The organism is Tritonibacter scottomollicae (assembly GCF_003003215.1).
Classification (GTDB): Bacteria; Pseudomonadota; Alphaproteobacteria; order Rhodobacterales; family Rhodobacteraceae; genus Epibacterium; species Epibacterium scottomollicae.
In genome coordinates this window covers 132,386-146,587 of the sequence record NZ_PVUF01000004.1, presented here as the reverse complement: position 1 = coordinate 146,587, position 14,202 = coordinate 132,386, and the positions used below count along the sequence as shown (strand labels likewise).

The window sequence follows — 14,202 nt, the reverse complement described above, 5'->3', positions numbered from 1 at the left end:
AGATCAGGTCCTTTCTCCTCCTCCCTTAAGGACCTGTCCTACGCGGTGGCATCTCCCTCCTCCCTGATGCCACCGCACCTAATACCGGCCTCGCGCCGGGATCAGATGCACCGGGTTTCCTCCTCCCTTTAACCTGGTGTTTGACAGAACGGCGGTGCCCCTCCTCCTCCCTGGGCGCCGCCGTTTCCTTATTCTCTCCCCCATTTGTGAATCCAGACGCCTCCGCCCCGGTCACGCCGCGGCGGATTTTTTGCGTCATCATTTGCAATTAGGGGATGGCGGCGGGGCCGCAGGGGCGCATGCCCCTGCGGCCCCGCCGCCCGGGTCGGATCGCCTTAGCGATCCGATCCCGACAGACAGTCGGATCGCAATAGCGATCCGCCCGCCTGGGTGGTCAATAGAGTGTCAGAACGGCACGTCGTCGCTGGCGGAAACAAAGCGGGCTACCACTTTCTTGGTCCCGGCCTTCTCGAAATCCACTTCCAGCTTGTCACCCTCGATGCCGATGACCGCGCCATAGCCGAACTTCTGGTGGAACACCCGCTCGCCCATGGTGAAGGCAGAGGTGGCCGTCAGGTCGATCACCTGGGTCTTGCTCTCGCGGGGTTTGCTCAGCCCATGTTCGCCAGCCCGCGCCTGCATGCGTTTCCAACCCGGAGAATTGTAGCCATCTGCATTGGCCATCCGCTCCTCGATGGTGGAGCGGCCGTATTCATTGGTCGCCTCACCAAAACCACGCGCCGCGCCCGGCGCCGCCGCGCCGTAGCCCCCGCCGTAGAGCCCCGGTGGCGTCAGTACTTCCACATGCTCTTCGGGCAGCTCGTCGACGAATCGTGACGGCAGTTGCGACTGCCATTGGCCAAACACCCGCCGGTTTCCGGCAAAGGAAATGGTGCAGACCTCCTCGGCCCGGGTGATGCCCACATAGGCCAGGCGACGTTCTTCCTCGAGCCCCTTGAGGCCGCTTTCATCCATCGAGCGCTGCGAGGGAAACAGGCCGTCCTCCCAGCCCGGCAGGAACACCGCCGGGAACTCCAGTCCCTTGGCCGCGTGCAGGGTCATGATAGAGACCTTCTGCTCCGCATCCTGCTTGTCGTTGTCCATCACCAGGCTGACATGTTCGAGGAAGCCCTGCAGGTTCTCGAAGTTTTCCAGCGCCTTGACCAGTTCCTTGAGGTTTTCTAGGCGGCCCGGGGCCTCCGGCGTCTTGTCGTTCTGCCACATGGTGGTGTAGCCGCTCTCATCCAGGATGATCTCGGCCAGTTCCACATGCGGAACCTCCGGCTCGCCAGAGGTGAAGGCGTCAAAGCTGGTGGCCTCCAGCACCGCGTCTTCCGGACCTTGGGGCGGGGCCACCACGCGGGTCATGCGGCCCCAGCGGGCGATATCCTCGACCAGACGGCGCAGGGCCGCGCCGCCCTTGCCCTTGATGTGGCCCTCTTCCACCGCGATCCGGGCGCCCTCCAGCAGGGACACGCCGTTTTCGCGGGCGATCATCTGCATTTTCTGCTGCGCCTTGTCGCCAAGACCGCGTTTGGGCGTGTTGACGATGCGTTCAAAGGCCAGATCATCGTCGGGTGAGATCACCACACGGAAATAGGCCATGGCATCACGGATTTCCAAACGTTCATAGAAACGCGGACCGCCGATGACGCGATAAGGCAGACCGATGGTCAGGAAACGGTCTTCGAAGGCGCGCATCTGGTGCGAGGCACGCACCAGGATGGCCATCTCGTTGAGGTCGATGGGCCGGATGCCACGACTGCCGCGCTGCATCGCCTCGATTTCCTCGCCGATCCAGCGGGCCTCTTCCTCGCCGTCCCAATGACCGATCAGGCGGACCTTTTCGCCGCCGTCGGCCTCGGTCCACAGCTCCTTGCCCAGACGCCCCTCGTTGCCGCGAATGACGCCAGATGCCGCCGCCAGAATATGGGCGGTGGAGCGGTAGTTCTGCTCCAGCCGGATCACTTTGGCGCCGGAAAAATCCTTTTCAAACCGCAGGATATTGCCCACTTCGGCACCGCGCCAACCGTAGATAGACTGGTCGTCATCCCCGACGCAGCAGATGTTCTTGTGCCCCGATGCCAGCAGTCGCAGCCAGAGATACTGGGCGACGTTGGTATCCTGATACTCGTCCACCAGGATGTAGCGGAACCAGCGGTGATACTGCGCCAGCAAATCCGGGTTGTTCTGGAAGATCTCCACCACATGCAGCAGCAGATCGCCAAAATCGACCGCGTTCAGCTCCTTCAGGCGCGCCTGATACTGGGCGTAGAATTCGGTGCCCCGATAGTTGTAGGCGCTGGCGTCGCTGGCGGGCACCTTCTCCGGGGTCAGTGCGCGGTTCTTCCAGTCGTCGATGATATTGGCCAGCATCCGGGCCGGCCAGCGCTTGTCGTCGATGCCGGCGGCCTGGATGAGCTGCTTCATCAGGCGGATCTGGTCGTCGGTGTCCAGAATGGAGAAATTCGATTTCAGCCCCACCAGTTCCGCATGGCGGCGCAGCAGCTTGACGCAGATGGAGTGGAAGGTGCCGAGCCAGGGCATGCCCTCGGCCGGTTGGCCCAGCATCCGGCCCACCCGCTCCTTCATCTCGCGGGCGGCCTTGTTGGTGAAGGTCACCGCGAGGATTTCATTGGTGCGCGCCTTGTTTGTGCTGAGCAGATGCACGATGCGCGTGGTCAGCGCCTTGGTTTTGCCGGTCCCGGCGCCAGCCAGCATCAGCACCGGGCCGTCCAATGTCTCTACCGCCTCGCGTTGAGCGGGGTTCAGCCCGTCCATATAGGGCGTGGGCCGCGCGGCCATGGCGCGGGCGGATAGCGATGCGCCCTCGAAGGCGTCCATTTCGTCGAAACTGCTCATGGGGCTCATCCTAGCGTGATTCAGCGATAACGGGAAGAGGTGTGTTCATGCTATGTTCCGAACGCACGTCTTCCGCTCTTTCCGCCACCGCGCTTATCAGTCCGAATGCGCTGGATAAAGCCCTCAGGTTGGCATCGCTGTACATCTGGATAGGTCGCGTGACCGCTTGACCAAAACGTTAACCGCCTGACAGCTGGGGCGGTTCCCGCACGCATGATAGGGTGAATTCAAGCGAAGAGTTTGGCCACATACGGAGGACGGGTTGATGTTCAGACTGATCTACATAAGCGAGGCCGTTCACCAGATGCCCGACGAGGCCGTCATTGCGATCGTGCAAAAATCCCGCCGTCGCAACGAGGCAAACGGATTGCGTGGTGCCCTTCTCTACCACGAAGGCCGGTTCATCCATATGCTGGAGGGCCCGGAGGCAGAGGTCATGGCGCGGTTTGAACGTCTTCGGCTTGATCCCCGACATCATAGCCTGCAGCTGCTGGGCACGAACGGGATCGACGTGCCGCTCTGCGCCAGCGGCATGGAGCATCACGACATTGATGCGCTGCCGCAGGATATCGCCGAGACCTTGCACGAGGCGCTGGCGCTGCTGAATGACCTGCCGCCACGGGATTTTTCCCAGCCGCGCCCCGGGCGTCACCAGCCCCGTCCGATGCGGCAAGTGCTGCCTGTGTTTTCCGGCGGTCTTGCGGCCTAACCGCCCCCCCTCGGATACTCAAGACCGGTCGCGCATTTCCACTGGACACCCGCTGCGGGACGCCAAAGAATGCGCGGCATGAATTTGGATCAACGTTTCCCCGGTCTCGACGACCTGCGCGCCCACGCCCGCCGCCGCCTTCCCCGATTTGTCTGGGAGTATCTCGACAGCGCCACCGGGCGGGAGGCATCGCAAGCGCGCAACCGCCGTTGCCTCGACCGGATCGGGTTGATGCCCGCGATACTGAACGGTCCGCAGGACGTGGATCTGAGCACGGAGCTGTTCGGCTCCACCCTGCCCCTGCCTTTTGGCATCGCGCCGGTGGGCATGTCGGGGCTGGTCTGGCCGGACGCAGAGGGACATCTGGCGCGCCATGCAAAGTCCGCGAACCTGCCCTATGGCCTGTCCACGGTCGCCAGCCAAAGCCCGGAAGACCTGGCACCACATCTGGGCGCGCACGGCTGGTTCCAGCTTTATCCGCCAAAAGACGAGACCATCCGTAAGGACATGCTGGCCCGTGCGCGCGATGCCGGGTTCAAGGTGCTGGTGCTGACGGTGGATGTGCCGGTGGCCTCGCGCAGGGAACGCCAGGTCAGATCTGGCCTGACACAACCGCCAAGGCTGACCCCGCGCCTGCTGGCGCAGGTGGCGCAGCGCCCGACCTGGGCCCTGGGCATGGCGATGCAACACAAGGGCGATGGCGGCATGCCCCACATGCGCACGCTGGACAAATACATTGAGGGTGCCGCCGCCTCCGCCCTGTCCTCCACGGCGCATATTGGCTATCTGCTGCGCACTGCGCCGGACTGGGACTATCTTGACTGGCTGCGCGATCATTGGGACGGGCCGCTGGTGGTAAAAGGCGTGCTGAATGCGCAAGATGTCCCCCGGCTGGAGGCTGCGGGCGCTGATGCGATCTGGATCTCCAACCATGCGGGGCGCCAGTTCGATGCGGCCCCCGCCCCGATCGAGGTTCTGGAGGAAATCCGAGCAGCCACCCCGCTGCCGCTGATCCTCGACAGCGGGATCGAGGGCGGGCTGGACATCCTGCGCGCCATGGCGCTTGGCGCAGATTTCGTGATGATGGGGCGCGCATGGCACTATGCGCTTGCCGCATTGGGCGCACGCGGACCTGCGCATCTGACCGACATGCTGACCAAGGATCTGGCTGCGAACATGGGGCAATTGGGCATTTCCGATTTGAAATCCGCACGCGATCTGAAGCGCCTGAACCTGGACTGACTGCGCCCAAACTACAGAAAAGGCGCGATCCTCGCCCAAGGACCGCGCCATCCCCCGCCGTTCCCCCCCGGGTCAGACTGGTGGTAAAATTTCTTTTGGCCTAAGCCGCCAGAAGCTGTTTGAAGCTGGCCAGAAAATCACGAACCTTGTGACGGACCGCAAGATCATTGCCGCGAAACGGGCTGTTGATCGGCATCAGATCACGCAGCGGTTTCACCCTTTCGTTGCCAAGGAGCGGCAGTGCTGCGGGTGTCTCATGCACGAAAGTCCAGTCGTCAAAGGCGCGCATCTGGATCTCGCAGGCTTCGATCACCTCGAAATCCCGGTGTCGCGGATCGTCCTGAATCATCTGCGCACGGCGGCGAATTGCGGCTTCGTCGCCTTCGAGGATATGCAGGAACCGGCCCTGATGCACCACCAGCAGCCCCGTCAGACCCGCGCGCCGGTTGTTCCGGTGACAGGCCCCCGCAATGTCCGCGATCTGCTGCGCGGTAAGGTCACGGGAAGCGGTGCTGGCATAAATGAAGCGATGCATCTGTTGAGTCCTTCGTTTCGTTGAGCGTGTGACCTTGCTTTGCGGTGGTCTGGAGGATCGCTTCTGACTGATCCGTCGATGTTGATTAAAATTTATCCGAAATACGCTCGAATAGAAGTCCTATCCGAAAGAGTGGTTAACGCTCGAAAGGCGACCCTCAAAATGCTGCAGTGCAAAAAAATGCGTGCACCAAGCGCGATCGCTCGGTACAACATCGCCAGCCCGCCTTCCCAAACGGCCTGCCGTGGCGGCAAAAGCCGGGAGTTCTCGGCTTCAATTTCGCATTTCGGCACGCCCACCTGCCGGAATTCAAGAAAAGGGGCGCAAGTGAGCGCAATCATGCCGCAGACACCCAGAGGACCAAATGGTCCGCGTGTCATACAGCCTTCACCACTTGCCCAACCCATAAAGACCTCGGGGGAAAGATGACTGAGTTCAACAAAATCCTGATTGCCAACCGTGGTGAGATCGCCATCCGTGTGATGCGCGCCGCCAACGAAATGGGCAAACGCACCGTCGCCGTCTATGCGGAGGAGGACAAACTGGGCCTGCACCGCTTCAAGGCGGATGAAGCCTATCGCATCGGCGAGGGCCTCGGCCCTGTCGCGGCCTATCTCTCCATCGACGAGATCATTCGCGTCGCCAAGGAATGCGGTGCTGATGCGATCCACCCGGGCTATGGCCTCTTGTCGGAAAACCCCGATTTCGTGGACGCCTGCGCGCGCAACGGCATCACCTTTATCGGCCCGAAGGCCGAGACCATGCGCGCCTTGGGCGACAAGGCCAGCGCCCGTCGCGTGGCCGTAGAGGCCGGTGTGCCGGTCATTCCCGCCACCGAGGTGCTGGGCACCGACATGGACGCGATCCGCAAGGAAGCGGGTGAGGTCGGCTATCCCCTGATGCTGAAGGCCTCCTGGGGGGGCGGCGGACGCGGCATGCGTCCGATCCACTCTGAGGACGAGCTGGAAGAGAAGGTTCTGGAAGGTCGCCGCGAGGCCGAAGCCGCATTCGGCAATGGCGAGGGCTATCTGGAGAAAATGATCACCCGCGCCCGTCACGTCGAGGTGCAGATCCTCGGCGACAAGCACGGCGAGATCTACCATCTGTTTGAGCGCGACTGCTCCGTGCAGCGCCGCAACCAGAAGGTCGTGGAACGCGCGCCTGCGCCCTATCTGACGGATGCGCAACGGACCGAGATCTGCGATCTGGGCCGCAAGATCTGCCAACATGTGAACTATGAATGCGCCGGTACCGTCGAATTCCTGATGGATATGGAGACGGAGAAGTTCTACTTCATCGAGGTGAACCCGCGGGTGCAGGTGGAACACACCGTCACCGAAGAAGTCACCGGCATCGACATCGTGCAGGCACAGATCCTGATTGCCGAGGGCAAGACGCTGGCAGAGGCCACCGGCAAGGCCAGCCAAGACGAGATCACCCTCAACGGCCACGCGCTGCAGACCCGCGTCACCACCGAGGATCCGCTCAACAACTTCATCCCCGACTATGGCCGCATCACGGCCTATCGCTCTGCCACCGGCATGGGCATCCGTCTGGATGGCGGCACCGCCTATGCGGGCGGCGTGATCACGCGGTACTATGACAGCCTGCTGACCAAGGTGACGGCCAAGGCGCCAACGCCGGAGAAGGCGATCGCCCGTATGGACCGCGCGCTGCGCGAATTCCGGGTGCGCGGTGTCAGCACCAACATCGCCTTTGTCGAGAACCTGCTGAAGCATCCGACCTTCCTGTCGAATGAATACACCACCAAGTTCATCGACGAGACGCCGGAGCTGTTCCACTTTGCCAAGCGCCGCGACCGCGGCACCAAGGTGCTGACCTATATCGCGGATATCTCCGTCAACGGTCACCCGGAAACCGAGGGCCGCGCCGCGCCGCATCCCGACCTGAAGGAGCCGCGCGCGCCCAAGGTCGACAAGGGCAACACCCCCTATGGTGCCCGCAACCTGCTGGAGCAGAAGGGCGCCAAGGCCGTCGCGGACTGGATGACGGCGCAGCGGCAGTTGCTGCTTACCGACACCACCATGCGCGATGGCCACCAGTCCCTGCTGGCCACCCGCATGCGCAGCCATGACATGATCAAGGTGGCGCCTGCCTATGCGCAAAACCTCAGCCAGCTGTTCTCGGTCGAGTGCTGGGGCGGGGCGACGTTCGATGTGGCCTATCGTTTCTTGCAGGAATGCCCCTGGCAGCGTCTGCGCGACCTGCGCGAGGCAATGCCGAACCTGATGACCCAGATGCTGCTGCGCGCCTCCAACGGGGTGGGTTACACCAACTATCCCGACAATGTGGTGCAGTTCTTCGTCAAGGAAGCCGCCAAAGGCATCGACGTCTTCCGCGTCTTTGACAGCCTCAATTGGGTCGAGAACATGCGCGTCGCCATGGACGCCGTGGTGGAGAGCGGCAAGATCTGCGAAGGCACCATCTGTTATACCGGCGACATCCTTGATCCCGAGCGCGCCAAATACGACGTGAAATACTACGTCGGCATGGCCAAGGAACTGGAAGCGGCGGGCGCCCATGTGCTGGGCCTGAAGGACATGGCGGGGCTGTTGAAACCGGCCTCTGCCAAACTGCTGATCAAGGCGCTGAAGGAAGAGGTCGGCCTGCCGATCCACTTCCACACCCATGACACCTCCGGCATTGCGGGCGCGACCATTCTGGCGGCTGCGGATGCGGGCGTCGATGCGGTGGATGCGGCAATGGATGCCTTCTCTGGCGGCACCTCGCAGCCCTGTCTGGGGTCCATCGTGGAGGCGCTGAAGAACACCGACCGCGACACCGGTCTGGACATCGGCAACATCCGCGAAATCTCGGAATACTGGGAAAACGTGCGCGCGCAATATGCAGCGTTCGAGAGCGGCCTGATGGCGCCGGCCTCCGAGGTCTATCTGCACGAGATGCCCGGCGGCCAGTTCACCAACCTCAAGGCACAGGCGCGCAGCCTTGGCCTGGAGGAGCGCTGGCACGAGGTCGCCCAGACCTATGCCGATGTGAACCAGATGTTCGGTGACATCGTGAAAGTGACACCTTCGTCCAAGGTGGTCGGTGACATGGCGCTGATGATGGTCTCTCAGGGCCTGACCCGCGCGCAGGTCGAAGACCCGAAATCCGACGTCTCCTTCCCCGACTCGGTGGTGGACATGATGCGCGGCAACCTCGGCCAGCCTCCGGGTGGGTTCCCCGACGGCATCGTCAAGAAGGTGCTGAAGGGCGAGGCCCCGAACACCGAACGCCCCGGTGCGCATCTGGAGCCGGTGGATATCGAAAGCACCCGCGCGGATCTGTCGAAGGAGCTGGAAGGCCTCACCGTCGATGACGAGGATCTCAATGGCTATCTGATGTATCCCAAGGTCTTCCTGGATTACATGGGCCGCCACCGCCAATACGGTCCGGTCCGTGCTCTGCCGACGCAGACCTTCTTTTACGGCATGGAGCCCGGCGACGAGATCACCGCCGAGATCGATCCGGGCAAGAAGCTGGAAATTCGCCTGCAGGCCATCGGCGAGACCGATGAACAGGGTGAAGTGAAGGTGTTCTTTGAACTGAACGGCCAGCCCCGCGTCATTCGCGTGCCGAATCGTCTGGTGAAATCCTCCACCGCCGCCCGCCCCAAGGCCGAGGTTGGTAACGCGGATCACATCGGCGCGCCGATGCCGGGGGTTGTGGCCTCCATCGGGGTGCAACCAGGCCAGAAGGTGAAAGACGGCGACCTGTTGCTGACCATCGAGGCGATGAAGATGGAAACCGGCCTGCATGCCGAGCGCGACGCGGTGGTGAAGGCCGTACACGTCCAGCCCGGTGGCCAGATCGACGCCAAGGACCTGTTGGTCGAGCTGGAGTAAGGCCGCGCGTCAGCGTTCAGACGCCAAACACAGATCCAGAATGCAAAGAGGGGCGGTTAGAGACCGCCCCTCTTCTTTTATGCCACGACGCATACCGATCCACACCGGATCGGTGCTGCGGTCGATCAGAACCGGTAGGAGGCGCGCAACTGCACCTTGTCGGTGTCGAGTTCGCCCGCCGGAATATCGCTGAAGTCGCTCTTGGTGTACTCAAGACCGACGCTGAACCGCTCGCTGACGAGGTATTCCGCACCCACACCATAGGTGAACGCGTTCTCGGAAATATCGGCACCGCCGGAGGCGAGCGACAGATGCGACACGCCTGCGGTCACATATGGCATGAACCGTCCGAGATCCATGCCGGCGCGGGCGCGCAGCGAGGTCATATCGCCGTCGCCGCCATTGTCGCCGCTGATGTCGTCATACATCAGCTCACCGCCGACCACATAGCGGCCGAAGTCGTGGTTATAACCGCCGTGAATACCAAAGGCGTCAAAATCTTCGGATGCAGAGGCGCCGCCCTGCGACAGGTCCGCTTCGCCCTGTCCGTATTGCAGACCGCCGTAGAAGCCGGTCCAATCGGTGTCCGGCGCAGCCGTGACCACAGGGGCCGGGGCGGCTGGTGCAGGCTCGACAACCGGCTCGTCCAGATTGCCAGCCACCGCTGCGGAGGCCGAGATCGACAGGGTAGATGCGAGGATGATGCGCTTCATGATGTTGTCTCCATTTATTGCAGCCTTTCGCTGTGTGGAGAACATGGGCTCCATGAATGTCACCACAACCTCTGTGCCCCAACTGCGTGCGAGCGACCATAAAGCCGGTAAAAAACTGCCGTTTTCCCAGCCTCCCGTCTGCATAATCCCGCCACTCGCGCGCTGCCCTGCAAATCTGCATGGAACCTTTTTACTGCAGCCAAAATCCCGGCCCTTAAAGACGGGAGGCGGCGAAATAGTCCCTCCTCGCATTTTCTGCTTGCAGCCCCTGTCGAGATTTCTTAAATCCCGCTCACCGAATAGGTAAGCGGGCGTAGCTCAGGGGTAGAGCATAACCTTGCCAAGGTTAGGGTCGGGCGTTCGAATCGCCTCGCCCGCTCCATTCGGAACCGAAAAGGCCGCATCTTCGGATGCGGCCTTTCGCTTTTGTCGTCTGGCAGCAGCCTGCGCTCAGCGCCAAGATGCAGAGCCTTGCCAACAAATTCACCCAATTCGCATTTTTCCCTTGCAGCCTACGGCAGGATTGCCTAAATCACGGCTCACCGAATGGTAGCGCGGGCGTAGCTCAGGGGTAGAGCATAACCTTGCCAAGGTTAGGGTCGGGCGTTCGAATCGCCTCGCCCGCTCCATTCGAAATCGAAAAGGCCACATCTTCGGATGTGGCCTTTCGCTTTTCTGGCGCCTCATTCCGCATCCTCCGCCCCTGACGACACACAGAAGTTTTTGCTGTGATGCGCAAATTTTCCGCTTGCAGCCTTTGGCGGGATTGCCTAAACCCCGGCTCACCAAATGGCAGCGCGGGCGTAGCTCAGGGGTAGAGCATAACCTTGCCAAGGTTAGGGTCGGGCGTTCGAATCGCCTCGCCCGCTCCATTTGGAACCGAAAAGGCCGCATCATCAGATGCGGCTTTTCGCTTTTCAGAACAGGCGCTTGTGATTTTTGATCAAAATCCTTTGACTGACTCTCAAATGCGCGCCAATCCTTGTCCCAACCTGTGACAGCAAAGGATTGGCCAGATGGCGAGCGTGATCTACCCGACGACGAATTTCACCGCGACGGAGCAGCTCTGCATCACCCATGGTGAGGGGATCTACGTCTATGACGACACCGGCAAGGAATACATCGAAGGTCTCGCGGGCCTGTGGTGTACCTCGCTGGGCTATTCCAACACCGAGGTGGTGGAGGCGATCACCGACCAGCTGAACCGCCTGCCCTTCCAGCACACATTCGGCGGCAAGACCCACGCGCCGGTGATGCAACTGGCCGAGACGCTCAAGGCAATGGTGCCGGTGGAGGATGCCTATTTCTTCTTTGGCAACTCCGGCTCGGATGCCAATGACAGCCACTACAAGATGCTGCGCTATTACTTCAACGCGATCGGCAAGCCGGAAAAGCGCAAGATCATCACCCGCGAGCGCGGCTACCATGGCGTGACGGTGGCGGCGGGCTCGCTGACCTCCCTGCCCGCCAACCTCGCCCATTTCGACGCCCCGCTGGAGGCGCTGTCGATCCTGCGCGCCGATGCGCCGCATTACTACACTGGCCGTCAGGGCAACGAGACCGAGGCGCAGTTTGTCGAACGCATCCTGCAAAACCTTGAAGACCAGATCCTCACCGAAGACCCCGACACCATCGCCGCGATGATCGTAGAGCCGATCACCGGAGCCTCCGGCGTGATCGTCCCCCCCGAAGGCTACTACGAGGGGCTGCAGGCGCTCCTGCGCAAACATGACATCCTGATCTGGGCGGATGAGGTCATCTGTGGCTTTGGTCGCACAGGCGCGGATTTCGGCTGCACCACCATGGGCATCAAGCCGGACCTGATGACCTTTGCCAAACAGCTGTCCTCGGCCTATTTCCCGATCTCCGCCTCGGTCATTCCCGGCTGGATGTATAAGGCGATGGTGGATCAGACCAATGAGGTCGGCGTTTTTGGCCACGGCTATACCTACTCCGGCCACCCCGCCGCCTGTGCCGCCGCCCTAAAAACGCTGGAAATCTACGAACGCGACAAGATCTTTGACCACGCCGCCGAAGTGGGCGCCTATATGCAAGAGCAGCTGCGCGAGATCTTCACCGATCACCCGCTGGTGGGTGAGGTGCGCGGCAAAGGCCTGATCGCGGCGCTCGAACTGGTCTCCAACAAGACCACCGGCGCAACAATTGCCGGCGGCAAAGGCGGTGCTTTGGCAGTCAAAGCCTGCCAGGACGCAGGCCTGATCCTGCGCGCCGTGGCCGGAAACGCGCTCGCCTTCTGCCCGCCGCTGATCATCACAAAACCTGAGGTGGACGAGATGCTCAAACGCACCAAGACAGGCGTCGACACCGCCTATGAGGCCTTAAAATCCGAAGGCCTCTTGAGTAGCTGACCTAAAACAAAAGGCGCCCCGACCAAAACGGGCGCCTTTCCTCTTCTAACTCCAAATATCCCGGAGCCCGAGGCAGCGCCTCGAAACAGGCTTTTCCTACAAGGAAAAGCGCAACCTGCGCGCCGCAAGGCGCTCCTTTTGGCAACCCTCAGAAAACCTTGAACGTCATCGTCGTCAGCGACCGCTCGATATTGGGGATCTGCAACAGGTGGTCGTTGATATATTTGCCCACATCCTCGCCCGAGGGGATGTAGAGCTTCATCAGCAGATCATACTCCCCGCTGGTGGAATAAAGCTCCGAATGGATCTCATGCAGCGCAATATCCTCGGCCACCTTATAGGTGGTGCCGGGTTTGCAGCGGATCTGGATAAAGACGCAGGTGGACATTTCTCGCCTCAGCTTCTGTCAGGTCTGGTTGCCCGGCAACCTCGCATGCAGCGCGAAAAAGGGCAATCCCACCCCTGAGCGCCCCTGATGCGCCACAAAGGCACTGCAGAGGCACAGCAATCCTGCGATCCCCCTTGAGCCTGCGCCACCCCGCACCCTATAAGCCTAGCCGACAGAATGAGGATTTCACCATGCGCACAGCCCAGGTTTCCCGCTCCACCGCCGAGACGGAGATCTCCGTCTCCGTCAACCTCGACGGCAGCGGCACATATGACAATCAGACCGGCGTTGGCTTTTTTGACCACATGCTGGACCAGCTGTCGCGCCACTCGCTGATCGATATGACCATCCGCGCGAAGGGCGACTACCACATCGACGACCACCATACCGTCGAAGACACCGGAATCGCGCTGGGTCAGGCGCTGGTGCAGGCGCTTGGCGACAAGAAGGGCATCAACCGCTACGGCGAGTGCCACTTGCCGATGGATGACGCACAGGTGCGTGCCGCGCTGGACCTTTCGGCCCGACCTTTCCTTGTGTGGAATGTGAATCTGCCGACGCAAAAAATCGGCACTTTCGACACCGAACTGGTGCGCGAGTTCTTTCAGGCGCTTGCGACCCATGGCGGCATCACCCTGCACATCGACCAGATCCATGGGGTGAACAGCCACCACATCGCCGAGGCCGCATTCAAGGCCGTGGCCCGCGCGCTGCGCACCGCCGTTGAGGTCGACCCGCGCAAGGCCGACGCCGTGCCCTCAACCAAAGGCGCGCTCTGAGCCCTCTCAGGGTGTTTTCTGATGCGAAGGCCCGGCACAGCCCGGGCCTTTTCGCTTTAAATACATGCGTTGGTGCAGCGCTCACCCCGCAGACACGGCCCCGTGCACCTCACGGCGCAGCAGCCACTCTGCCGCCAATAGATTTGGCACCCAGCAGATCCATGCGATCACAGGGTAACTGGCCTCAAACCCCACAGTCGTCATGCCGATGGGCAGATAAAGCCGCAATGTCACCGCTGCCAACGTCAGGGCCGCAGAGCGGATCATCCAGGCCCTGTGCTGGGCAAACCTCCGTTGCAGGGCGGCGATCACCGCCATCGCCGTAGTTGCCAGCCAGACCACCGCCAGCAGCGCAAAACCAAGCCCCGCCACCACGCCTTCGGCCGTGGTATACGCCAGCCACAGGCTGGCAAGCCCGGACATCAGAACGCACAGCGCATAGAGCCGACCACCCCATCGGTGCAGGCCCGGACGTCTGCCACGCAATCGGTGCGAAAACTGCACCGGCAACAGCCCCAGAGCCACCGGCGCCAGCCCGATATGCAGGTACAGCACCACCGGACGCGCCAGCAGGTGATGCACCATCGCCGGCATCACCAGTGAAATCTCCGCCACGAGGAACCGCAGCGATCCCAGCGCAATCAGAACAGACAGCACCCAGAGTGTGCCGAGCCCCCATGCGAGGCGGCGCCCGGTCCAGAAGTGACGTGTCATGCTTTGACTCCTCTACGGCCAACTT

General features: G+C 61.9%; 10 protein-coding genes and 3 tRNA genes. 8 read left to right on the top strand and 5 right to left on the bottom strand.

Annotation, left to right across the window (positions count from 1 at the left end; genetic code table 11):
* Positions 1 to 405 precede the first annotated feature (405 nt).
* Positions 406 to 2,862 carry an ATP-dependent helicase gene (locus CLV89_RS08620; RefSeq protein ID WP_106163250.1) on the bottom strand — a complete coding sequence of 819 codons (2,457 nt, stop codon included), beginning with the start codon at positions 2,860 to 2,862 and terminating at the stop codon, positions 406 to 408.
* A 265-nt stretch (positions 2,863 to 3,127) separates the two neighbouring features.
* Here CLV89_RS08620 and CLV89_RS08615 point away from each other — a divergent pair, with 265 nt between their 5' ends.
* Together CLV89_RS08615 and CLV89_RS08610 are read left to right on the top strand one after the other, a co-directional pair.
* The gene (locus tag CLV89_RS08615) at positions 3,128 to 3,571 is read left to right on the top strand and encodes a BLUF domain-containing protein (RefSeq protein WP_106163249.1); all 444 of its coding nucleotides are present in this window, start codon (positions 3,128 to 3,130) and stop codon (positions 3,569 to 3,571) included.
* Positions 3,572 to 3,640: 69 nt separating this feature from the next.
* Positions 3,641 to 4,813, top strand: a complete 1,173-nt coding sequence (locus tag CLV89_RS08610) for an alpha-hydroxy acid oxidase (protein ID WP_106163248.1) — start codon at positions 3,641 to 3,643, stop codon at positions 4,811 to 4,813.
* A gap of 100 nt (positions 4,814 to 4,913) precedes the next feature.
* Here CLV89_RS08610 and CLV89_RS08605 read toward each other — a convergent pair whose 3' ends face one another.
* Entirely contained in the window at positions 4,914 to 5,348 is a 435-nt protein-coding gene (locus CLV89_RS08605; protein WP_106163247.1) for a BLUF domain-containing protein, read from the bottom strand.
* Positions 5,349 to 5,773: 425 nt separating this feature from the next.
* Here CLV89_RS08605 and CLV89_RS08595 point away from each other — a divergent pair, with 425 nt between their 5' ends.
* On the top strand, positions 5,774 to 9,214 hold the full coding sequence (locus CLV89_RS08595) for a pyruvate carboxylase (protein WP_106163245.1): 3,441 nt from the start codon (positions 5,774 to 5,776) through the stop codon (positions 9,212 to 9,214).
* 125 nt (positions 9,215 to 9,339) lie between these two features.
* Here CLV89_RS08595 and CLV89_RS08590 read toward each other — a convergent pair whose 3' ends face one another.
* On the bottom strand, positions 9,340 to 9,927 hold the full coding sequence (locus CLV89_RS08590; protein WP_106163244.1) for an outer membrane protein: 588 nt from the start codon (positions 9,925 to 9,927) through the stop codon (positions 9,340 to 9,342).
* Between the two features lie 307 nt (positions 9,928 to 10,234).
* Between CLV89_RS08590 and CLV89_RS08585 the strand changes: the two genes are divergently transcribed.
* The 4 genes from CLV89_RS08585 to CLV89_RS08570 all read left to right on the top strand — a co-directional run bounded on the left by CLV89_RS08585 (position 10,235) and on the right by CLV89_RS08570 (position 12,296).
* Positions 10,235 to 10,309: transfer RNA gene (locus CLV89_RS08585), tRNA-Gly, on the top strand.
* Between the two features lie 172 nt (positions 10,310 to 10,481).
* Positions 10,482 to 10,556, top strand: a tRNA-Gly gene (locus CLV89_RS08580).
* 168 nt (positions 10,557 to 10,724) lie between these two features.
* Positions 10,725 to 10,799: transfer RNA gene (locus CLV89_RS08575), tRNA-Gly, on the top strand.
* Between the two features lie 144 nt (positions 10,800 to 10,943).
* Positions 10,944 to 12,296: an aminotransferase gene (locus tag CLV89_RS08570; protein WP_106163243.1), complete on the top strand. Its 1,353-nt coding sequence runs from the start codon at positions 10,944 to 10,946 to the stop codon at positions 12,294 to 12,296.
* Positions 12,297 to 12,444: 148 nt separating this feature from the next.
* On the opposite strand, the gene CLV89_RS08565 is transcribed toward CLV89_RS08570, so the two are convergent.
* The gene (locus CLV89_RS08565; RefSeq protein ID WP_005652398.1) at positions 12,445 to 12,684 is read right to left on the bottom strand and encodes an Lrp/AsnC family transcriptional regulator; all 240 of its coding nucleotides are present in this window, start codon (positions 12,682 to 12,684) and stop codon (positions 12,445 to 12,447) included.
* A gap of 191 nt (positions 12,685 to 12,875) precedes the next feature.
* On the opposite strand from CLV89_RS08565, the gene hisB reads away from it, so the two are divergent.
* Complete coding sequence (gene hisB / locus CLV89_RS08560; protein WP_106163242.1) at positions 12,876 to 13,463, top strand: imidazoleglycerol-phosphate dehydratase HisB; 588 nt, start codon at positions 12,876 to 12,878, stop codon at positions 13,461 to 13,463.
* 81 nt (positions 13,464 to 13,544) lie between these two features.
* Here the strand turns inward: hisB and CLV89_RS08555 are convergent, their stop codons facing one another.
* Positions 13,545 to 14,177, bottom strand: coding sequence for a DUF2306 domain-containing protein (locus CLV89_RS08555; protein ID WP_106163241.1), 633 nt, complete (start codon positions 14,175 to 14,177; stop codon positions 13,545 to 13,547).
* Positions 14,178 to 14,202 lie beyond the last annotated feature (25 nt).